Origin of the sequence: Azospira sp. I09 (genome assembly GCF_009177135.1) — a bacterium.
Taxonomy (GTDB): domain Bacteria; phylum Pseudomonadota; class Gammaproteobacteria; order Burkholderiales; family Rhodocyclaceae; genus Azospira; species Azospira oryzae.
In genome coordinates this window covers 1368272-1387493 of record NZ_AP021844.1, presented here as the reverse complement: position 1 = coordinate 1387493, position 19222 = coordinate 1368272, and the positions used below count along the sequence as shown (strand labels likewise).

General features: G+C 66.8%; 19 protein-coding genes. 7 read left to right on the top strand and 12 right to left on the bottom strand.

Features of this window, described 5'->3' with window-relative positions; all coding sequences use genetic code 11:
* The 4 genes from mltB to AZSP09_RS06400 are packed head-to-tail and all read right to left on the bottom strand — an operon-like array spanning position 1 to position 4959.
* On the bottom strand, positions 1 to 1032 hold the full coding sequence (gene mltB / locus AZSP09_RS06415; protein ID WP_152089514.1) for a lytic murein transglycosylase B: 1032 nt from the start codon (positions 1030 to 1032) through the stop codon (positions 1 to 3).
* Positions 1029 to 3035, bottom strand: a complete 2007-nt coding sequence (locus AZSP09_RS06410) for a transglutaminase TgpA family protein (protein ID WP_152089513.1) — start codon at positions 3033 to 3035, stop codon at positions 1029 to 1031. The genes mltB and AZSP09_RS06410 overlap by 4 nt, the downstream gene beginning before the upstream one ends.
* Positions 3032 to 4006, bottom strand: a complete 975-nt coding sequence (locus AZSP09_RS06405; RefSeq protein WP_152089512.1) for a DUF58 domain-containing protein — start codon at positions 4004 to 4006, stop codon at positions 3032 to 3034. Before AZSP09_RS06405 ends, AZSP09_RS06410 begins: the two co-directional genes overlap by 4 nt.
* An 11-nt stretch (positions 4007 to 4017) precedes the next feature.
* A complete protein-coding gene (locus tag AZSP09_RS06400) occupies positions 4018 to 4959 on the bottom strand; it encodes an AAA family ATPase (RefSeq protein ID WP_152089511.1) in 942 nt (313 codons plus the stop codon).
* 152 nt (positions 4960 to 5111) lie between these two features.
* On the opposite strand from AZSP09_RS06400, the gene AZSP09_RS06395 reads away from it, so the two are divergent.
* The 4 genes from AZSP09_RS06395 to AZSP09_RS06380 all read left to right on the top strand — a co-directional run bounded on the left by AZSP09_RS06395 (position 5112) and on the right by AZSP09_RS06380 (position 8954).
* A complete protein-coding gene (locus AZSP09_RS06395; RefSeq protein ID WP_014237046.1) occupies positions 5112 to 6038 on the top strand; it encodes a histone deacetylase family protein in 927 nt (308 codons plus the stop codon).
* A gap of 109 nt (positions 6039 to 6147) precedes the next feature.
* Complete coding sequence (gene dapA, locus AZSP09_RS06390; protein ID WP_152089510.1) at positions 6148 to 7026, top strand: 4-hydroxy-tetrahydrodipicolinate synthase; 879 nt, start codon at positions 6148 to 6150, stop codon at positions 7024 to 7026.
* Between the two features lie 13 nt (positions 7027 to 7039).
* Entirely contained in the window at positions 7040 to 8173 is a 1134-nt protein-coding gene (bamC, locus tag AZSP09_RS06385) for an outer membrane protein assembly factor BamC (RefSeq protein WP_014237048.1), read from the top strand.
* Positions 8174 to 8186: 13 nt separating this feature from the next.
* Positions 8187 to 8954: an MBL fold metallo-hydrolase gene (locus AZSP09_RS06380; RefSeq protein WP_152089509.1), complete on the top strand. Its 768-nt coding sequence runs from the start codon at positions 8187 to 8189 to the stop codon at positions 8952 to 8954.
* 94 nt (positions 8955 to 9048) lie between these two features.
* Here AZSP09_RS06380 and AZSP09_RS06375 read toward each other — a convergent pair whose 3' ends face one another.
* A complete protein-coding gene (locus AZSP09_RS06375; protein WP_083833950.1) occupies positions 9049 to 9297 on the bottom strand; it encodes a hypothetical protein in 249 nt (82 codons plus the stop codon).
* Between the two features lie 148 nt (positions 9298 to 9445).
* A complete protein-coding gene (locus AZSP09_RS06370) occupies positions 9446 to 9919 on the bottom strand; it encodes a DUF7931 domain-containing protein (protein ID WP_152089508.1) in 474 nt (157 codons plus the stop codon).
* Between the two features lie 123 nt (positions 9920 to 10042).
* On the opposite strand from AZSP09_RS06370, the gene rlmD reads away from it, so the two are divergent.
* Entirely contained in the window at positions 10043 to 11338 is a 1296-nt protein-coding gene (rlmD, locus tag AZSP09_RS06365; RefSeq protein WP_152089507.1) for a 23S rRNA (uracil(1939)-C(5))-methyltransferase RlmD, read from the top strand.
* A 167-nt stretch (positions 11339 to 11505) separates the two neighbouring features.
* Here the strand turns inward: rlmD and cysN are convergent, their stop codons facing one another.
* The 6 genes from cysN to AZSP09_RS06335 form a co-directional block, all read right to left on the bottom strand.
* Positions 11506 to 12780, bottom strand: a complete 1275-nt coding sequence (gene cysN / locus AZSP09_RS06360) for a sulfate adenylyltransferase subunit CysN (protein ID WP_152089506.1) — start codon at positions 12778 to 12780, stop codon at positions 11506 to 11508.
* A complete protein-coding gene (cysD, locus tag AZSP09_RS06355) occupies positions 12780 to 13715 on the bottom strand; it encodes a sulfate adenylyltransferase subunit CysD (RefSeq protein WP_152089505.1) in 936 nt (311 codons plus the stop codon). The genes cysN and cysD overlap by 1 nt, the downstream gene beginning before the upstream one ends.
* Before the next feature lie 160 nt (positions 13716 to 13875).
* On the bottom strand, positions 13876 to 14598 hold the full coding sequence (locus AZSP09_RS06350; protein ID WP_152089504.1) for a phosphoadenylyl-sulfate reductase: 723 nt from the start codon (positions 14596 to 14598) through the stop codon (positions 13876 to 13878).
* Positions 14595 to 15113, bottom strand: a complete 519-nt coding sequence (locus tag AZSP09_RS06345) for a DUF934 domain-containing protein (RefSeq protein WP_014237055.1) — start codon at positions 15111 to 15113, stop codon at positions 14595 to 14597. The genes AZSP09_RS06350 and AZSP09_RS06345 overlap by 4 nt, the downstream gene beginning before the upstream one ends.
* Positions 15114 to 15141: 28 nt before the next feature.
* Positions 15142 to 16818 (bottom strand): nitrite/sulfite reductase, encoded by a 1677-nt coding sequence (locus AZSP09_RS06340; protein WP_152089503.1) that lies wholly within the window; start codon positions 16816 to 16818, stop codon positions 15142 to 15144.
* Between the two features lie 24 nt (positions 16819 to 16842).
* Positions 16843 to 17616, bottom strand: coding sequence for a sulfite exporter TauE/SafE family protein (locus AZSP09_RS06335; protein ID WP_014237057.1), 774 nt, complete (start codon positions 17614 to 17616; stop codon positions 16843 to 16845).
* A gap of 105 nt (positions 17617 to 17721) precedes the next feature.
* On the opposite strand from AZSP09_RS06335, the gene cysB reads away from it, so the two are divergent.
* Positions 17722 to 18696, top strand: a complete 975-nt coding sequence (gene cysB / locus AZSP09_RS06330) for an HTH-type transcriptional regulator CysB (RefSeq protein WP_014237058.1) — start codon at positions 17722 to 17724, stop codon at positions 18694 to 18696.
* Between the two features lie 135 nt (positions 18697 to 18831).
* Positions 18832 to 19215, top strand: coding sequence for a 30S ribosomal protein S6 (gene rpsF, locus AZSP09_RS06325; RefSeq protein ID WP_014237059.1), 384 nt, complete (start codon positions 18832 to 18834; stop codon positions 19213 to 19215).
* Positions 19216 to 19222 lie beyond the last annotated feature (7 nt).

The following is a 19222-nucleotide window of genomic DNA, read 5'->3' as shown; positions in this document are numbered from 1 at the left end:
CTACTGGCCGGCCGCCAGCAGGGCCTGTTTTTCTTCCCGCAGTTTCTCTCCCAGCTGGAACACCGCCATGGCGTAGAAGCTGGAGCGGTTGTAGCGGCTGATCACCCAGAAATTCTGTTCCCCCAGCCAATATTCCGTCGGCGCATCCGGCGTCACCAGATCCACCATGGCATAGCGGGCCCCGTCCGGTCCCGGGACGGTCAGGCCGGCCCGGCGCAGGGCGCTGGCGCTTTGCCGCAGGGTGAGGTCGGTCTGGGTCAGTTCCGCCGGGGGCTCCGTGCCCAGGGGCAGGGCATGGGCCACCGGGGCGTCGGTCTGCCAGCCGTGCTGGGCGAGGAAGTTGGCGACGCTGCCGATGGCGTCCTCCGGGCTGTTGCGCAGGTCTATCTGGCCGTCGCCGTCGAAATCCACGGCGAAGCGGCGCTGGCTGCTGGGCATGAACTGGGGAATGCCGATGGCGCCGGCGTAGGAGCCCTTGATCTCCAGGGGCGACTGGCGGTTTTCCCGGGCCAGCAGGAGGAAGTTTTCCAGCTCGCCGCGGAAGAACTCGGCCCGGGGCGGATAGCGGAAAGCCAGGGTGGCCAGGGCCTGCAGCACGGAATAGCGGCCGGTGTTGCGGCCATATTCGGTTTCGACGCCGATGATGGCGACGATGATTTCCTCCGGTACGCCATAGACGGCGCTGGCCTTGGCGATGGTGGCGGCGTGGCGCTGCCAGAAAAGAAGGCCCTGCTGGCTGCGGCGGTCGTTCACGAAACGTTCCCGGTAGCGTTGCCAGGAGCGGCGCTCGGCGCTGGCGGCGGGCTGGATGGCGCTGAGCACGGAGGCGTTGGGGCCGGTGGCGGCGAACAGGGATTTCAGTTCCGCCTCGCTGAAGCCGTGGCGCTGGGCCATGTCGGCGGCGAAGGCGGCGGCCTGCTCGTCGTTGGCGAAGGTTTCCTGGGGGCGGGCGCCGGCGGCGAAAGCGGGGGCGGCCAGGAGCGGGATGAATAGGGCGATTCGGGCGGCACTACGCCGCAAGGCATGTTTCAAGAGGGTCTCCGGGATGGCAGCTCGCGGATGCAGGCGGCTAGCCGTTCTAGCAGTTGTTGTCGGTCACGGGGCGCCAATGGTGGCCCATAGCGCAGGGTGGCGTAAAGCCCCGCAATGGCTTCGGCCTGGGGCGCCAGGGTGGGCAGGCGCTCTCCCAGCCGGCGGCCGTAGGCCAGGGGGCCTTCCCACGGGGCCCGCGCCAGGTCCGGGGCGAGGCGGGCGCTGCGGCGGCAGAAGCGCTGCCACAGGCGTTCCTCCGGGGCCAGGCGGGGGCGCCGGCCCAGGCTCCACAGGGTCAGCAGAAGCAGAAGCAGGCCGCAGGCGGCGGCCAGGGCGGCGCTCATATTGCGCCAGTCCGGCTGCTGCAGGCCGAGGCGGGAGAGCAGCTGGCGCTGGCGTTCCGGGGTGTAGCCGAGGACCCACTGGTTCCAGGCGTTGTTGGCCGCTTCCCAGCGGTGACGCAGGCGCACCAGCCAGTCCAGGTCCACCCGGGCCAGCAGGGGCAGGGCTTCGTCGTCGGGCAGGGCGGCGGCGATGCCGGCCTCGATGCGCGCCGCGGAAATGGCCGCGGTGGGGTCCACCCGCCGCCAGCCCTGGTCTTCCAGCCAGACTTCGGCCCAGGCGTGGGCGTCGGACTGGCGCACCGTCAGGTAGCCGTCCACCGGGTTGATGTCGCCGCCCTGGTAGCCGGTCACCACCCGGGCCGGCACGCCGGCGGCCCGCATCAGGACGACGAAGGCCGAGGCGTAGTGTTCGCAGAAGCCGCGGCGGGTGGCGAAGAGGAATTCGTCCACCCCGTCCCGTCCCAGCAGGGGCGCCCGCAGGGTGTAGAAGAAGGGCTCCTGGCGGAAGTGGGCCAGGGCCCGCTGCACCAGGCTGGCCGGGCGGGGATCGGCGCGACGCCATTGTTCCGCCAGTTCCCGGGTGCGCGGATTGCGTTCTGCCGGCAGCTGCAGGGCCCGCTGCAACACCAGGGGCTGCTCCTGGCGGTTGTGGCGGTAGTCCAGCACCGAGCGGAAGGCCTGCCGGCTGCGGCTGGTCAGGGGCGCTGGCGCCAGCACCTGCAGGTCGTGGCCGATGCTGGCTTCGGCGGGGACGGCGGTGGGGCTGTCCAGGGCCAGCAGCCAGCGCTGGTTGTGGGGTTCCAGGGTGGTGACGTAGGCCACTTCCGGTCCCCGGGCTTCCACCTCGGGCTTGCGGTTGGGCAGGAAGCGGGCGCGCCAGACGCCGTCGGCGAAATGGTCCAGCACCGGGCCGCGCCAGTAGAGCTGGGCTCGGGGCGGCGTCTCGCCCTGGAACTGGACGCGGAAGGCGATGCTGCCGTTCTGGATGAGATTGGCCAGGCTGCCCGGGGCCATGGTCTCCGAGAGGCCGCTGAGCCCCGCATGGGCGTCCCGGGGCAGGCCCCAGAGGGGGCCGGAGATGCGCGGAAAGAGCAGGTACAGCACCAGCATGAAGGGCAGGGCCTGCAGGGTCATCACGCCGGCGTAGCGCAGGCTGGCCAGGGGCCGGGCCCGGTCGTCGCCGTGCAGGCGCAGCAGGGTTGCCGTGAGCAGCACCAGGGCCAGGAGCATCCACAGGCCGGTGGGAATGCTCTGGGAGTGGAAGTAGTGGGTGAGCAGGAGGAAATAGCCCAGCATCAGTACCACCACCCCGTCCCGGCGTTGCCTCAGTTCCATCAGCTTGAGGGCCAGGAACAGCACCAGCAGGCTGACACCCGCATCCCGGCCGAGCAGGGTGCGGTATTCGACGACGATGGCGGCCAGGCTGCCGAGGGACACCAGGGACAGCAGCCAGCGGGGCGGCAGGGGCAGCTGGCGCAGCCACAGCCAGGCGCGCCAGGCCAGGACCAGACCGGCAATGGCAGTGAGCCAGAGGGGCTGGTGCAGGGTGTGGGGCCCGGCCGTGGCGAGGGCGCACAGCAGCAGCCAGGGCAGCACGCTGTGGGGCAGGGGCGATAGCAGCGGACGGCGCTGCCGGCGCCAGGGCAGGCGCCAGTTCATGGCTGGCGGGTTCCCGCAGGCGACCACAGGGCCAGGGTTTCCAGGCAGCGCTGGCGGTGGGCCGGGCCGCTGCCCCGGGGGATGTCCACTCCGGGCAGCTGCAGGCCGTAACTCAGGCCCTCGGCTTCCGCCGCCAGGACCCAGCCGGTGAGGAGGGAGAGGCCCCGTTCCACGTCGCAGCCGGGGGGCAGGTCCTGCCAGTCGAGGCGGATTTCCTCGGCACCGCCGCCGGCAAAGTGCTTCACCGGCAGGGGCCGTTCCGCCGGCTCCCGGGCTGCCGCCTTCCAGGCGATGTGACGCAGGGGGTCGGCCGGCTGGCGCGGACGCAGCCCGGCGAAGTCCTCCTGGCCATTGCCGCCCCGGCTGTCGCCGGCCTGGGGGACGCTGCGGGCCCGGGGCAGGGGGCTGGACAGGGGGGCGGGATAGACCAGGTGCCGGGCCGCGGGCAGGAAATAGGCCCAGGCGCGGAAGAGGCCCAGGGGGTAGACACTGGCGACGGTCAGCCGCGGCAGGGGGCGGTAGCCCCGGGGCTGGGGCGGCAGGGGCAGGCTGACGCTGCTGCTGTCCGGGAGGTCCAGTTCCGCCAGGATGGGGCCGGCGCCGGCGTCCAGGGCCAGGGCCCGTCGCGGCCGGGTGTCGGGGCGGTCCAGGTGCAGGGTCAGGCGGGCCTGCTCGCCGGCGAAGACCGGAGCCACGGCGCCGGCCTGGAGCCCCAGGCCGAGCAGGTTGCGGAAGGTATGCACCATGGCCACCAGTCCCAGTCCCGCCAGCAGGAACACCAGGGCGTGGCCCAGGGCCAGGTCGTAATTGATGGCCCCCAGCAGCATCACCACCAGGGCCAGGGCGTAGAGGAGGCCGCTGCGGGTGGGCAGGATGTAGATGCGCCGCCGCTCCAGGCGGACTGCGCCGCCCTCGGGCTGGAGACGGAATAGCCAGCGTTGCCAGCGCTGGGCCTGGGCGCGCAGGTCCATGGTCTGCCGGTTCAGGGCAGGGCCACGCCCCGCAGCAGGGCCAGGGCTTCCTCGGGACTGGCATGGCCGCTGCCCTGGGCCAGGGGCAGGCGGTGGCAGGCGAGGGCGGGCCAGACGGCCTGGACGTCTTCCGGCAGCACCTGGCGGCGTCCGGCCAGGTAGGCCCAGGCCCGGGACACCGCCAGCAGGGCCAGGGCGGCCCGGGGGCTGAGGCCGTGGCGGAAGGCGGGGGCGCGCCGGCTGGCTTCCACCAGGGCCTGCACATAGTCGAGCAGGGGCGGCGCCGCATGGACCCGCGCCACCTCGTCCTGCAATCCGGCCAGGGCAGGGGGCGTCAGGCAGGGCGCCAGCGCAGCCACCTGGCTGCGGCGGCCGCCGGATTCGAGCAGGGCCCGTTCGGCCCGGCTGTCCGGGTAGCCCAGTTCCAGGCGCAGGAGGAAACGGTCCAGCTGGGACTCGGGCAGGGGAAAGGTGCCGACCTGGTGGGCCGGGTTCTGGGTGGCGATGACGAAAAAGGGTTCCGGCAGGGGCCGGGTGATGCCTTCGGCGGTCACCTGGTGTTCTTCCATGGCTTCGAGCAGGGCGCTCTGGGTCTTCGGCGTGGCCCGGTTGATTTCGTCGGCCAGCACCACCTGGGTGAAGATGGGCCCGGGGAGGAAGCGGAAGTCGGCGTGTTCCCGGTCGAAGATGGATACGCCCAGGATGTCCGCCGGCAGCATGTCGCTGGTGAACTGGATGCGCTGGAAGTCCAGGCCCAGCAGCCGGGCCAGGGTGTGGGCCAGGGTTGTCTTGCCGACGCCGGGCAGGTCCTCGATGAGCAGGTGGCCCCGGGCCAGCAGGCAGGCCAGGGCCAGCCGGACCTGGGTGTCCTTGCCGAGGATGACGCGGTTGGCGGCATCGAGGACGGCGGCGATGCCGTCGCCCGGAGAGGTCTGGGAGGCTGGAAGGGGCATGGCTTGTGGCTTCCCGATGTTGGGATAATAATCACAGATGAGAACGGTAGCAGCACGAACGATTATATCCATAACCAAAATCCGGACCGGGAGGAGACGTCTCCGTACAGGAGACAGCGCACCCAGGGCCGCTCAACGCTCGGACGACCTACGTGACCACCACCGCCTTCATTACCCATCGGGACTGCCAGTTGCATGACATGGGGTCCTACCACCCGGAATGTCCCGCCCGTCTCACGGCCATCAGCGACCAGATGATCGCCCAGGGGCTGGATCCCTATTTTTCCTACTACGATGCGCCCCTGGCCACCCTGGAGCAGATGCTGCGCGCCCACTCGCCGGCCTACCTGGAGCGGCTCAAGCGCACGGCCCCGGAAAACGGCATCGCCCACCTGGACCCGGATACGGCCATGAATCCCCACACCTGGACGGCGGCCCAACGCTCCGCCGGCGCCGGCGTCATGGCCGTGGATCTGGTGCTGAAGGGCGAGGCCACCGATGCCTTCTGTGCCATCCGCCCCCCCGGCCACCACGCCGAGCGGGAAAACTGCATGGGCTTCTGCTTCGTCAACAACATCGCCGTGGCGGCCCGCCATGCCCTGGAAGTCCATGGCCTGAAGCGGGTGGCCATCGTCGATTTCGACGTGCACCACGGCAACGGCACCGAAGACATTTTCAAGGACGATCCGCGGGTGCTCATGGTCAGCATGTTCCAGCACCCCTTCTTCCCCTACAGCGGGGCCGACGGGACTGCCGACAACATGTGCAACGTGCCCCTGCCGGCCGGCACCGGCGGCGAGGACTTCCGCATGGTCGTTTCCGACATCTGGCTGCCCCGCCTGCACGAGTTCCGGCCCGAGCTGCTGTTCATTTCCGCCGGCTTCGACGCCCACTACGAAGACGACATGGGCAGCATGAAGCTGGTGGAGTCCGACTTCGCCTGGGTCACCCAGCAACTGAAAACGGTGGCCCAGCGCCACTGCCAGGGGCGCATCGTCTCCATGCTGGAAGGCGGTTACGTCCTCTCCTCCCTGGCGCGCAGCGTTTGCGCCCACCTGCGGGCCCTGGCCGATCTCTGAGCCTTGCCCGGGACCCGGGCGCCTCAGGCCCGGGTCACATTCCTTTACACTTCTGCCCTGATCTTCGGGGTAGAATCCTGCGATCATTTTTCCCGAATTCGTGACCTCCATGATTACCGGTTCCATTGTTGCCATCGTCACCCCCATGTCCGACGATGGCCGTCTCGATTACGACAGCCTGAAGAAGCTCATCGATTTTCACGTACGGGAAGGGACGGATGGCATCGTCATCGTCGGCACCAGCGGCGAGTCCCCCACCGTCAATGTGGACGAGCATGCCGAGCTGATCCGTACCACGGTCAAGCATGCGGCCGGCCGGATTCCGGTGATCGCCGGTACCGGCGCCAATTCCACTTCCGAGGCCATCGAGCTGACCCGCTTCGCCAAGAGCGTCGGCGCCGATGCGGCCCTCTCCGTGGTGCCCTACTACAACAAGCCGACCCAGGAAGGCCTGTACCAGCATTTCCGTTCCATCGCCGAAGCGGTGGATATCCCGGTGATTCTCTACAACGTGCCCGGCCGCACCGTGGCGGACATGTCCAACGACACCGCCTTGCGCCTGGCCCAGATCGACAACGTGGTGGGCATCAAGGACGCCACCGGCAACCTGGAGCGCGGCGCCGACCTGATCGCCCGCGCCCCGGCCGACTTCGCCGTCTATAGCGGCGACGACGCTTCCGCCGTGGCCCTGATCCTGCTGGGCGGCAAGGGCGATATTTCCGTCACCGCCAACGTGGCGCCCCGTCTGATGCACGAGATGTGCGCCGCCGCCCTGGCCGGCGACGTGGCCAAGGCCCGGGAAATCCACTTCAAGCTGCTGGGACTGCACCGCCATCTGTTCTGCGAAGCCAATCCCATCCCGGTGAAGTGGGCCGTGCAGCAGCTGGGCCTCATCCCCGGCGGCATCCGCCTGCCCCTGACCACCCTCTCGCCCGAGTGCCATGAGCGGGTGCGTTCTGCCATGCGCCAGGCCGGCGTGCTTGCCTAAGTTACGGAATCCCATGAAGCGTATCGTTTGCACGCCCCTGGTGGCGTCCCTCCTGCTGGCAGGGTGCAGCGGCATCCTGCCGGAATCGAAGAAAATTGATTACAAGTCGGCCATCAAGGCCCCGACCCTGGAGATTCCTCCGGACCTGACCTCCCCCACCCGGGATGACCGCTATGCGGTGCCGGATACGGGCGGCCGCGGCAGCGCCACCTTCTCCGCCTATGCGGCCGAGCGGGATCCCCAGGCCCGGGGCTCCGCCAAGAGCAGCGAAGTGCTGCCCCAGGTGGACAAGACCCGCATCGAGCGTTCCGGCACCCAGCGCTGGCTGGTGGTGGCCGGCACCCCCGACCAGGTCTGGCCCATGATCAAGGACTTCTGGCAGGAGACCGGCTTCCTGGTCAACGTGGAAGTGCCCGAGGCCGGCGTGATGGAAACCGACTGGGCTGAAAACCGCGCCAAGATCGGCGAGGACATCATCCGCAGCACCCTGGGCAAGATGTTCGACTCCCTCTATTCCACCGCCGAGCGCGACAAGTTCCGCACCCGTATCGAACCGGGTGCCGAGCCGGGCACCGTGGATATTTTCATCAGCCATCGCGGCATGTATGAGGTGTATATCTCCGAGGGCAAGGACCAGACCCGCTGGCAGCCCCGGGAAGCGGATCCGGAACTGGAGGCGGAGATGCTGCGCCGCCTGATGGTCCGTTTCGGCACGGAAGAGAAGAAGGCCGAGGCCATGGTGGCTGCGGCCAAGGACCGTCAGGTCGAGCGGGCCAAACTGACCCGGGCCGATGACGGCCAGGGCGCCCTGGAGCTGCAGGAACGCTTCGACCGGGCCTGGCGCCGTGTCGGCCTGTCCCTGGATCGGGTCGGCTTCACCGTGGAAGACCGGGATCGCTCCAAGGGTCTGTTCTTCGTCCGTTATGTGGACCCGGAAGTGGACGACAAGAAGGCCGACAAGAGCTTCATGTCCAAGCTGGCCTTCTGGAAGGGTGACGACAAGTCCGATTCCAAGATCCAGTACCGCATCCTGGTGAAGGATCAGGGCAGCAGTTGTACCGTTCAGGTGCTTTCCCGCGAAGGCGGTGTGGACCGTTCCGATACCGCCAAGAAGATTCTGGGCCTGCTGTACGAGCAGTTGAAGTAAGCGACCGCCTGCCATGCGCTTCGCCTCCCTGGGAAGCGGCAGCCGGGGCAACGGTCTGTTGGTCGAGTCCGGTGGCACGCGCGTGTTGCTGGACTGCGGCTTCTCCCTGCGGGAAGCCACTTACCGGCTGCAGCGCCTGGGGGTGGAGCCGGAAACCCTGGCCGGCGTGCTGGTCACCCATGAGCATTCCGACCATCTGGCCGGTGTGGTGCGCCTGGCTGCCAGGTTCAATCTGCCGGTGTGGCTGACTCCGGGTACCGCGACCATGCTGCCGGAGTCCGAGTCCGCCTACGGGCAGCTACGGCGTATCGACAGCCAGCAGTCCCTGGCTGTCGGCGATCTGGAAATCCTGCCTTTCACCGTACCCCACGACGCTCGGGAGCCCGTCCAGTATGTCTTTGGCGACGGCAACCGGCGCCTGGGCGTGCTCACCGATTGCGGCAGCCTGACCTCCCACGTGCTGGAGGTATTGCAGGCCTGCGACGGCCTGTTCCTCGAATGCAACCACGATCCGGATCTGCTGGCTGCATCCGTCTACCCACCCTTCCTCAAGCGCCGTATCGGCGGCAGCCATGGCCATCTGGCCAACGACGTGGCGGCGGAGTTGCTGACCCGTTTGGATACTTCCGCCCTGCAGCATGTGGTGGCCGCCCATCTGAGCGAGAAGTGCAACCGGCCCGAACTGGCCGTGGCCGCCTTGAGCGGGGCCCTGGGCTGTGCAGCGGAGTGGATCGGGGTGGCGGATCAGGAAAACGGGGTGGGGTGGCGCAGCTTCTGCTGATGGGGCCTGGGGGAGTTGCTTCTCGCCCGGGGAAAAACAGGCAATAAAAAAGCCGACCCGGAGGTCGGCTTTTTTCTACTGCGCAACAGCGAGATTACTTCTTCTCGGCGGGAGCGGCAGCAGCTTCAGCGGGGGCAGCAGCGGCGGGAGCAGCAGCGCCTTCAGCGGGCTTGGCAGCGTCAGCAGCGGGAGCAGCAGCTTCAGCGGGGGCAGCAGCGGGAGCGGCCGGAGCAGCGGGAGCTTCAGCAGCGGGAGCCGGAGCGGCGACGACGGGTTCTTCTTTCTTGCCGCAAGCGGAAACGGCCAGGGCAACCAGAGCAGCAACGAGGAGAGAGTGCTTCATTGTTTATTCCCTATCAATTAGTGTGTGATCCAAACAATCCTGAGGCTGATCAGCCAGGGGGGGCTAATCAGGGCGGCATTATAGCAGTAAATTCAGCCGGGTATAGCCTGCAAGGCCCTTTTCTATACGCCTGGCATGTAACAGATTGTCACAGACCCAGGGGGGTATGGGCGACCGCGCTGCACCCTTCGGCCAGGATGGACTCGAAACGCTTGGCGTAGGGGTGGCAGGCCCGGGCATCGGCCTCGATGCATTTGCCCCGGGGCTGTTCCCGGTGGAAGCGCAGCAGGGCGTGCTCGGCATCGATCAGGACCATGGCGTCCTGCAGGTTGGCCAGGCTTTCCGGGGCCTGCAGCCAGGTGAAGGTGTGGCCGTGCTGGCGCGCCAGCTGTACCAGCCGGGGGCAGCCGGTCTGGCTGGGGCCGGGGTGCTGCAGCACCAGGGTCAGGCGGGTATTGGGGCGGCGCAGGAACTCCTGCAGCAGGGCGATCCGCTCCGGGCTTTCCAGCGGAAAACTGGACAGGTCGCCGTCGAAGATGCGGATGGACTGCTGCGCCAGGGGTAGCAGCTGGAGCAGGGCCGCATCCAGTTCGGTGCGGCTGGTGAGAAGGCGTTCAGGCATGGCGGGCTCCCGTGGAGTGCCTACCATAGCAACCGCCATGGGGCGGCGCAACCGCCGCCGCCGGCTGGCTTTGCCTTTGCCGGCGCGCTGGTAGAATGGCGCCTTTTTTCGGGGGATGGGCCCATGCCTGTCGGCAAGATCGAATCCTTGGACCACGACGCCCGGGGCGTGACGCGCCTGGAGGGCAAGACCGTGTTCGTGGAAGGCGCCCTCCCCGGGGAAACGGTGGAGTACGCCCTGTTCCGGGAGAAACCCAATTACGCCGTGGGGGAGGTCAGCGCCGTGCTGCGCCCCTCCTGCGCCCGGGTTCCTCCCCGCTGTCCCCATTTCGGCACCTGCGGCGGCTGCAGCATGCAGCACCTGGAGCCCACCGCCCAGGTGGCGGCCAAGCAGCGCCTGCTGGAAAACAACCTGTGGCATCTGGCCCGGCTCAAGCCGGAGCAGGTCTACAACCCCATCTACGGCCCTACCTGGGGCTATCGCCACCGAGCCCGGCTGACCGTGCGCATGGTGGAATCCAAGGGGATGCTGGTGGGCTTCCACGAGAAGCGCAGCAGCTATGTGGCCGACCTGCATACCTGTCCCATCCTGCCGGCCCACGTTTCCGACCTGCTGGTGCCCCTGCGCCGGCTCTTCGTGCGCCTCTCGATCCGGGATCGGCTGCCCCAGGTGGAAATCGCCGTGGGCGAGAAGTGCACGGTGATGGTGCTGCGCATCCTGGAGCCCCTCAGCGGGGCCGACGAGAAGCTGCTGCGGGCCTTTGCCGACGAGCACGGCATCGTTTTCTTCCTGCAGCCCAAGGGACCGGCTTCGGCCTACCGCTTCCATCCCGTGGATGGTCCTGACCTCTCCTACCTGCTGCCGGAGTTCGGGCTGGAAATGCGTTTTTCCCCCACCGAATTCACCCAGGTCAATCCGGGCATCAACCAGATGCTCATCCGCCGCGCCATGCGCCTGCTGGACCCCCGGCCCGGGGAGCGCATCGCCGACCTGTTCTGCGGCCTGGGCAACTTCACCCTGCCCATCGCCCGCAGCGGCGCCCGGGTGGTGGGGGTGGAAGGCCTCAAGGAGCTGACCCGGCGGGCCGAGGAAAATGCGGCGGCCAACGGCCTGGCTGCCAACGTTTCCTTCGGCGTCGCCAATCTCTTTGAATGCACGCCCAAGTCCCTCGGTGCCCTGGGCCATTTCGACAAGATGCTGATCGACCCGCCCCGGGAAGGGGCGGTGGAAGTGGTGAAGGCCCTGGGGGAGGATAGTCCCGGCCGCATCGTCTATGTCTCCTGCAACCCCTCCACCCTGGCCCGGGACGCGGCCATCCTGGTGCATCAGAAGGGCTACCGCTTCAGTGGCGCCGGCATCGTGAACATGTTCCCCCACACCTCCCACGTGGAATCCATCGCCCTGTTCGAGAAGGCATAGCCGCCAAAAATCAGGTGCCCCGGAAAGCTGAAGGGACGCCATTCTCCAGCTTGATGCTCTGGAGAATGGCGTCCCTCTTGTCTTTCAGGGCTCTGCCACTGCGGAACATCAGGCACTCGAATCTCGGTGCCCTCGGTGTCCTCTGTGGCTAAAAGCCCTTAACCCACTCAGCCGATCATCCCCGCGCCGATGGTGTTGTTGGTGCTTTCATCGATGACGATGAAGGCGCCGGTAGCCCGGTTCTGGCTGTAGGGGTCGATGAACAGGGGCTGGGCCAGCTTGAAGCTGACGCGGGCGATGTCGTTCATCTGCAGCTTGTCCGTGGCCTGCTGTTCCAGGGTGTTCACGTCCACCCGGTAATCGATGCTGGCCACCTTGGCCTTCACTTCCCGGGTGGTGTGGCGGATCAGGTAGGTGCGGGCCCGGTCCAGGGGCGTTTCCGCCAGCCAGCAGACGGTGGTGTCGATCTGCTTCACCACCTGGGGCTGGGCGGCGCTGCGCACGATCATGTCGCCCCGGGAGATGTCGATCTCGTCTTCCAGCAGCAGGGTCACGGATTGCTCGGAGACGGCCGCGGGAATGCTCTGGCCGCCGATCTGGATGTCCTTGACCCTGGTTTCCCGACCGGAAGGCAGCACGGTGACCGCTTCGCCGACAGCCAGCTCGCCGGATTCGACCCGGCCCATGAAGCCCCGGTAGTCGTGCAGTTCCGGATTGGCGGAGTCCTGGGGGCGGCAGACGAACTGCACCGGGAAGCGGAAGGCTTCGGCCTGCTCGCTGTGGGCGCCGGGAGCGGCTTCGAGGATTTCCAGCAGGGTCGGGCCCTTGTACCAGGAAAGGGCTTCGCCCCGATCCACCACCATGTCGCCGTTGAGGGCAGAGAGGGGGATGAAGCGCACGTCCTCGATGCCCAGCTGGGCGGCGAAGGCCAGGTAGTCGGCCTTGATCTTCTCGAACACGGCCTGGTCGTAATTGACCAGATCCATCTTGTTCACAGCGACCAAGAGGTGGGGAATGTTTACCAGGTGGGCCAGGTAGGAGTGGCGCCGGGTCTGGGTCAGCACGCCCTTGCGCGCATCCACCAGAATGATGGCCAGGTTGGCGGAGGAGGCGGCGGTCACCATGTTGCGGGTGTACTGCTCGTGGCCCGGGGCATCGGCGATGATGTACTTGCGGGTGCCGGTGCTGAAGTAGCGGTAGGCCACGTCGATGGTGATGCCCTGTTCCCGCTCGGCCTGCAGGCCGTCGGTGAGCAGGGAGAGGTCCACCGCTTCCATGCCGCGCTTCTGGGAAGTGCGCTCGATGGCGGAGAGGGTGTCGGCCAGGATGGTCTTTGTGTCGAACAGCAGGCGCCCGATCAGGGTGCTCTTGCCGTCGTCCACGCTGCCGCAGGTGAGGAAGCGCAGCAGACCATGATTTTCAATTTTTTCGGGGGCGGACATCAGAAATACCCTTCCTTCTTACGCTGTTCCATGGAGGCCTCGCTGGTCTGGTCGTCCAGACGGGTGGCGCCCCGTTCGGTGATGGTGGTGGTGGCGGTTTCCAGGACGATCTTCTCCACCGTGTCGGCGTCGGATTCCACCGGGGCGGTGCAGGAGATGTCGCCCACGGTGCGGAAGCGCACCTGCAGGTCGATGATTTCCTCGCCGGCCTTGGGCAGGTTGGTCAGCTCGCCGGAAACCAGGGGCACATTGACCGGGACGATGGCTCCCTGGCGCATCACCACCGGGCGGGTGTGAGCGAAGTAGATGGAGGGCAGCTCCAGGCCTTCCCGCTCGATGTACTGCCAGACGTCCATTTCCGTCCAGTTGGAGATGGGGAAGGCGCGGATGTTCTCGCCCTTGTGGGCCCGGGCGTTGTAGAGGTTCCACAGCTCGGGGCGCTGGTTCTTCGGGTCCCATTGGCCGAACTCGTCGCGGAAGCTCATGATGCGCTCCTTGGCCCGGGCCTTTTCCTCGTCCCGGCGGGCGCCGCCGATGCAGCAGTCGAAACCAAATTCCTCGATGGCTTCGAGCAGGGTCACGGACTGGTGCTTGTTGCGGGATTCGCCCTCATGCTTCAGCACCACGGTGCCGCGCTTCATGGAATCTTCCACGGAGCGCACGATGAGGCGCTCGCCCAGCTCGGCGGCCCGCTTGTCGCGGAATTCCACCACTTCCTTGTAGTTGTGGCCGGTGTCGATGTGCATCAGGGGGAAGGGGAAGCGGCCGGGGCGGAAGGCCTTTTCGGCGATGCGCAGCATGCAGATGGAGTCCTTGCCGCCGGAGAAGAGCAGCACCGGGTTGGCGCACTGGCCGGCCACTTCACGCATGATGTGAATGGCCTCCGCCTCGAGCCAGTCGAGGTGGGAGAGGGTTTGCTTGGTCAGAGTGGTCATTTTTCAGTACCGGGTCGCAACGTTTTCTAAGATCGGCGGAGCTTGCAGGCGAGGCCTACTTCTTGTGCAGCCCGCATTCCTTGGTCTCGGGATTGTGTCTTCGGCCGGTGCTAGCGCACCTTAACTTTTGCAAAGTTAGCCTACGACGAAATCCTTCAACTTACTTCTTGTGCAAGCCACACTCCTTCGTTTCAGGATTTTCCCACCACCAGCGGCCGGAGCGGATGTCCTCGCCGGGGGTGACGGAGCGGGTACAGGGGGCGCAGCCGATGCTGGGGTAGAACTGGTCGTGCAGCTTGTTGTAGGGCACGCCATTATCCAGCAGATAGGCCCACACTTCCTTCTCGCTCCAGTCGGCCAGGGGGTTGAACTTCTCCAGGCCGTTGGCTTCGTCGAACAGGCGCACCGCCAGGCCGTCCCGGGTGGCGGCCTGCTGGGCGCGCATGCCGGTGATCCAGGCCTGCTTGCCGGCCAGGGCCCGCTGCAGGGGCTCCACCTTGCGCACGTAGCAACAGCCCTTGCGTAGCTCGATGGATTCGTAAAAGGCGTTGATGCCGTTGGCCCGCACGTATTCCTCGGTGAGATCGTGGCGGGGGTAGAACACCTTCAGCTTCAAGCCGTAGTGCTTTTGCACGGCGGCCATCAGGTCGTAGGTTTCCAGGGGCAGGCGGCCCGTATCCAGGGAGAAGATTTCGATGGGCAGGCCCGCCTTGACGATGAGGTCGGTCAGCACCATGTCCTCGGCCCCCAGGCTGTTGGCGAAGGTGGCCGGGGAGAAGTCCTGGGCGATCTGGGCCAGCAGGGTCTTGGCGGCTTCCGCCTTGGCTGCGGTGGCGGCCCGCAGCTCGTCGGAGACGCGGAACTGGGCGGGAATGACGCTCATGCGGCCCTCCGGCGGAAGAGGGGCTGGGGCTGGTCCACCGCGGCCTGGTAGGGGGTCTTGAAGGTGTCGAAGAGGGCCAGGGCCTTGTCCGCGTCCTTGTCGGCGCGCAGGGCGAAGGCGTCGATGCCGCAGCGGGCCATGAGGAACAGCTGGTCCGGCAGCACGTCGCCGATGGCGCGGATTTCGCCCTGGTAGCCGTAGCGCTCCCGTAGCAGGCGGGCGGCGGAGTAGCCGCGGCCGTCGGTGAATTTGGGGAAATCCACGGCGATTACGGACAGCTGGGCCAGGTCGTCGGCCAGGCTTTCGGGACCTTCGCCGGCGGCCAGCCACACGCCCACCGGGGCGGCAGGGCTGGAAGCGGCCAGCAGCGCGGATTTCCGGGCATGCCAGACGGAGAGGGGCACCAGTACCGGGCCCTGGGGCAGGTCAATGGTGTCGGCCGTCTCGCCTTCGGCCAGACGCAGCACGCTCCAGCTGTCTTCGACGACGGCGCGGTTCTTGATGATGCGGGTCATGGTCGTTCCTTTATTCCGTGTCGATGGGTCAGGCGGCTTTCTTGCCCTTGAGGCGGTCGCCGTACACCTTGTCCTTGAAGGGCTCCACGCCCAGGCGGTCCAGGGTGTCGATGAACAGCTCGTCCTCGTGGCGGTTGTCCAGGTAGACCCGGATCAGCTTTTCCACCACGCCGGCCACTTCGTCGGCGGGGAAGGAGGGGCCGATGACCTTGCCCAGGTGGGCGTTGTTGCCCTGACGGCCGCCCAGGGTGATCTGGTACCACTCCTCGTTGCCCTTATCCACGCCCAGCACGCCGATGTGGCCTACGTGGTGGTGGCCGCAGGAGTTCATGCAGCCGGAGATGTTGAGCTCGATGTCGCCGATGTCGTAGAGGTAGTCCAGATCCTCGAACTTGGCCTGGATGGCATTGGCGATGGGGATGGACTTGGCGTTGGCCAGGTCGCAGAAATCGCCGCCGGGGCAGCAGATCATGTCCGTGATGAGGCCGATGTTGGGCGTGGCCAGGGCTGCGGCCTTGGCGTCCTGCCACAGGGCCTGCAGCTCGTCCTGGCGCACGTCGGCCAGCGCCAGGTTCTGCTCGTGGGTGACGCGCACCTCGCCGAAGCTGTAGCGGTCGGCCAGGTCGGCCACCCGGTCCATCTGCTGGTCGGTGACGTCGCCCGGGGCGGTGCCCGGCTTCTTCAGTGAAAGGGTAACGGCGGCATAGCCGGGAACCCGGTGGGGGCGCACATTGCGCTCCACCCAGCGGGCGAAGGCGGGCTGCTCGGCCTGGGCCTGGACGAAACCGTCGTCGATGGCCGGCAGCTGCGCGTAGGCGGGGGGATTGAAGAAGGCCGCCACCCGGTCGTATTCGGCCTGGGTGATGGTGGCCGGGCCGCCCTTGAGGTGGGCCCATTCGGCTTCCACCTGCTCGGCGAATTTTTCCACCCCCAGGGCCTGCACCAGGATCTTGATGCGGGCCTTGTAGGCGTTGTCGCGGCGGCCGTAGCGGTTGTAGACCCGCAGGATGGCTTCGTTATAGGTGAGGATGTCCTGCCAGGGCAGGAACTCGCGCACCACCTGGCCGCGGATGGGGGTGCGCCCCAGGCCGCCGCCGACGATGACGCGGAAGCCCACTTCGCCCGCCTCGTTCTTGCGGATGTGCAGGCCGATGTCGTGGAACCAGGTCAGAGCCCGGTCTTCCAGGGCGCCGTTCACCGCGATCTTGAATTTGCGCGGCAGGAAGGCGAATTCCGGGTGGAAGGTGCTCCACTGGCGCAGCAGTTCGCACAGGGGCCGGGGGTCCAGGATTTCATCGGCGGCGACGCCGGCGAACTGGTCCGTGGTGACGTTGCGGATGCAGTTGCCGGAAGTCTGGATGGCATGCATTTCCACTTCCGCCAGTTCCGCCAGGGCGTCGGGCACCCGCTCCAGGGGAATCCAGTTGAACTGCAGGTTGTGGCGGGTGGTGAAGTGGCCGTAGCCCTTGTCGTAGTCCCGGGCGATTTTTGCCAGGCGGCGCAGCTGGGCGCTCGACAGCATGCCGTAGGGCACGGCGACGCGGAACATGGGCGCATGGCGCTGGATGTAGAGGCCGTTCTGCAGGCGCAGGGGGCGGAACTCCTCGTCCGAGAGTTCACCGGCCTTCCAGCGGCGCACCTGGTCCCGGAATTGGGCTACCCGTTCCTGGACGAGGGCGTGGTCATAATTGTCGTAACGGTACATCGTAGGGCCTCGGGCGAAAGAGTCTTAGTGGGCAATGAGTTTGGCGCCGATCAGCACCAGCATGGTGGCCAGGATGGGGCGCAGGATTTTATCCGGTACTTTGGCCGAAATGTGGCTGCCGACCCAGATGCCGGGCAGGGAGCCGATCAGCAGGGCCGTCAGCAGCTGCCAGTCCACGCTGCCCATGAGCCAGTGGCCGGTGCCTGCCACCAGGGTTAGGGGCACGGCGTGGGCCACGTCGCTGCCGACGATACGCACGGCGGGCAGCTTGGGGTAGAGGAAGAACAGGGCGGCCACGCCCAGGGCGCCGGCGCCGACGGAGGAAATGGACACTAGCACCCCCAGGGTGGCGCCCACCGCGATGGTGATAGGCGTCTGATGCCGTTGCACGAAGGAAGTTTCGTGGCTCAAGGCGTAGGACTGCAGCTTCTTGCGGAAAATGATGGCACAGGCGGTGAGCAGCAGGGCGATGCCCAGGCAGAGGGAGATCAGGCCAGTGGTTTCCGGCCCCTGCTTGGGCAGGTGGGCCAGGATGTAGAGGGTGACGGCGGTGGCGGGCATGCTGCCGGCAGCCAGCAGGCCGACGATGCGCCATTCCACATGACCCTTGCGCGAATGCACTACGGTGCCGCCGGCCTTGGTCACGGCGGCGTAAAGCAGGTCGGTGCCGACGGCGGTGGCCGGGTGGATGCCGAACAGGAGCACCAGCAGGGGAGTCATGAGGGAACCGCCGCCGACGCCCGTCAAACCGACGATGGCGCCGACTACGAATCCAGAGAGGGTATACAGCCAGTCCATGGTGCGCCTTGTCGTGAAGTGGGGCGCATCGTAACAGCCGTTTATTGGCCTCAAAAGAATATCGTGCTACATTGATATAACCTAAAGTTATTAGCAGGCTATGTCATGAAGCTGCAGCAACTGCGCTATCTGGTCGAGGTTTCCCGCCGCGGACTGAATGTTTCCGAGGCGGCGGAAGCACTCTACACCTCCCAGCCCGGAGTCTCCAAACAGATCAAGATGCTGGAGGACGAACTGGGCATCATCGTCTTCGAGCGCAGCGGCAAGCGCCTCACCGGCATCACCGAGCCGGGCAAGGCGGTGCTGGAGATATCCAACCGCATCCTGCGGGAGGCGGAAAACCTCAAGCGGGTGGGCGAGGAATACGCCGGCGGCGATTCCGGCAGCCTGGTCATTGCCACCACCCACACCCAGGCCCGCTACGCCCTGCCGCAAGTGGTGAAGCGCTTCACCGAGCGCTATCCCCGGGTGCGCCTCAACCTGCACCAGGGCAGCCCGACCCAGATCGCCGAGTGGGCGGCCAACGGCGAGGCCGACATCGCCATCGCCACCGAGGCCCTGGACCATGTGCCCAACCTGGTGACCATGCCCTGCTACCAGTGGTCCCACTGCGTCATCGCCCCGGCCGGCCACCCCATCCTGGAGCAGGGTCCCCTGTCCCTCTCGGTACTGGCCCGCTTTCCCCTCATCACCTACGATCCGGCCTTCACCGGCGGCGGCCGCATCAGCAGCGCTTTCGAGCGCCACGGCCTGACGCCCAACGTGGTCCTCTCCGCCATCGACGCGGACGTGATCAAGACCTACGTCACCCTGGGTCTGGGCCTGGGCATCATCGCCCGCATCGCCTTCGACCCGGAGCGGGACGGCCGGCAGAACGGCCTGGTGGCCCTGGATGCGGGCCATCTGTTCGAATCCAACACCACCCGCCTAGCCCTGCGCCGGGGAACCTATCTGCGCCGCTATGAATATGATTTCATTGAGTTGTTTGCGCCGCACCTGACGCGCAAGGCGGTGGAAAAGTCCATGGAAGGCGCCCTTTCCGGCGGCGCCGGCCGGGGCGAGGACGAGTACCAGCTCTGAGCTGTCGCCGCCGATTCTCCCGGGTTCGCGGTCTTCCTTGATTTTCCTTGGAAAACCGCGTTATACTCGCCGGCTTTCCAACCTTGCCCTACCTGCGAACGCATGGCGGAGGGCTGTTAGCCAAAAGGAGAATACATGCGCCATTACGAAATCGTATTTATCGTCCATCCGGACCAGAGCGAGCAGGTTCCGGCCATGGTCGAACGTTACCGTTCGATCGTGACCACCCGCAGCGGCGTGATCCACCGTCTGGAAGACTGGGGCCGTCGTCAGCTGGCCTACCCGATCCAGAAGGTTCACAAGGCCCACTACGTGCTGATGAACATCGAGTGCGACGGCGAGACCCTGAACGAACTGGAGCACTCCTTCAAGTTCAACGACGCCGTGCTGCGTCACCTCACCGTCAAGACCAAGGCTGCCGTGACCACTCCTTCCCCCATGATGAAGGAAGAGAAGTCGAAGTCCCTGCTCGAAGGCAAGGCTGAAGCCGCTGCCGCCGAAGCGGCCCCGGCTGCCTAATTAATCG

What these genes read in the sequence shown, in the direction of transcription:
- AZSP09_RS06370 (WP_152089508.1), bottom strand. Translation starts at nt 9,919, where the DNA reads ATGCCTGAACGCCTTCTCACCAGCCGCACCGAACTGGATGCGGCCCTG.
- AZSP09_RS06335 (WP_014237057.1), bottom strand. Translation starts at nt 17,616, where the DNA reads ATGGACTGGCTGTATACCCTCTCTGGATTCGTAGTCGGCGCCATCGTC.
- bamC (WP_014237048.1), top strand. Translation starts at nt 7,040, where the DNA reads ATGAAGCGTATCGTTTGCACGCCCCTGGTGGCGTCCCTCCTGCTGGCA.
- AZSP09_RS06375 (WP_083833950.1), bottom strand. Translation starts at nt 9,297, where the DNA reads ATGAAGCACTCTCTCCTCGTTGCTGCTCTGGTTGCCCTGGCCGTTTCC.
- AZSP09_RS06350 (WP_152089504.1), bottom strand. Translation starts at nt 14,598, where the DNA reads ATGAGCGTCATTCCCGCCCAGTTCCGCGTCTCCGACGAGCTGCGGGCC.
- rlmD (WP_152089507.1), top strand. Translation starts at nt 10,043, where the DNA reads ATGCCTGTCGGCAAGATCGAATCCTTGGACCACGACGCCCGGGGCGTG.
- AZSP09_RS06400 (WP_152089511.1), bottom strand. Translation starts at nt 4,959, where the DNA reads ATGCCCCTTCCAGCCTCCCAGACCTCTCCGGGCGACGGCATCGCCGCC.
- AZSP09_RS06345 (WP_014237055.1), bottom strand. Translation starts at nt 15,113, where the DNA reads ATGACCCGCATCATCAAGAACCGCGCCGTCGTCGAAGACAGCTGGAGC.
- AZSP09_RS06380 (WP_152089509.1), top strand. Translation starts at nt 8,187, where the DNA reads ATGCGCTTCGCCTCCCTGGGAAGCGGCAGCCGGGGCAACGGTCTGTTG.
- cysB (WP_014237058.1), top strand. Translation starts at nt 17,722, where the DNA reads ATGAAGCTGCAGCAACTGCGCTATCTGGTCGAGGTTTCCCGCCGCGGA.
- AZSP09_RS06410 (WP_152089513.1), bottom strand. Translation starts at nt 3,035, where the DNA reads ATGAACTGGCGCCTGCCCTGGCGCCGGCAGCGCCGTCCGCTGCTATCG.
- AZSP09_RS06340 (WP_152089503.1), bottom strand. Translation starts at nt 16,818, where the DNA reads ATGTACCGTTACGACAATTATGACCACGCCCTCGTCCAGGAACGGGTA.
- cysD (WP_152089505.1), bottom strand. Translation starts at nt 13,715, where the DNA reads ATGACCACTCTGACCAAGCAAACCCTCTCCCACCTCGACTGGCTCGAG.
- cysN (WP_152089506.1), bottom strand. Translation starts at nt 12,780, where the DNA reads ATGTCCGCCCCCGAAAAAATTGAAAATCATGGTCTGCTGCGCTTCCTC.
- rpsF (WP_014237059.1), top strand. Translation starts at nt 18,832, where the DNA reads ATGCGCCATTACGAAATCGTATTTATCGTCCATCCGGACCAGAGCGAG.
- AZSP09_RS06405 (WP_152089512.1), bottom strand. Translation starts at nt 4,006, where the DNA reads ATGGACCTGCGCGCCCAGGCCCAGCGCTGGCAACGCTGGCTATTCCGT.
- dapA (WP_152089510.1), top strand. Translation starts at nt 6,148, where the DNA reads ATGATTACCGGTTCCATTGTTGCCATCGTCACCCCCATGTCCGACGAT.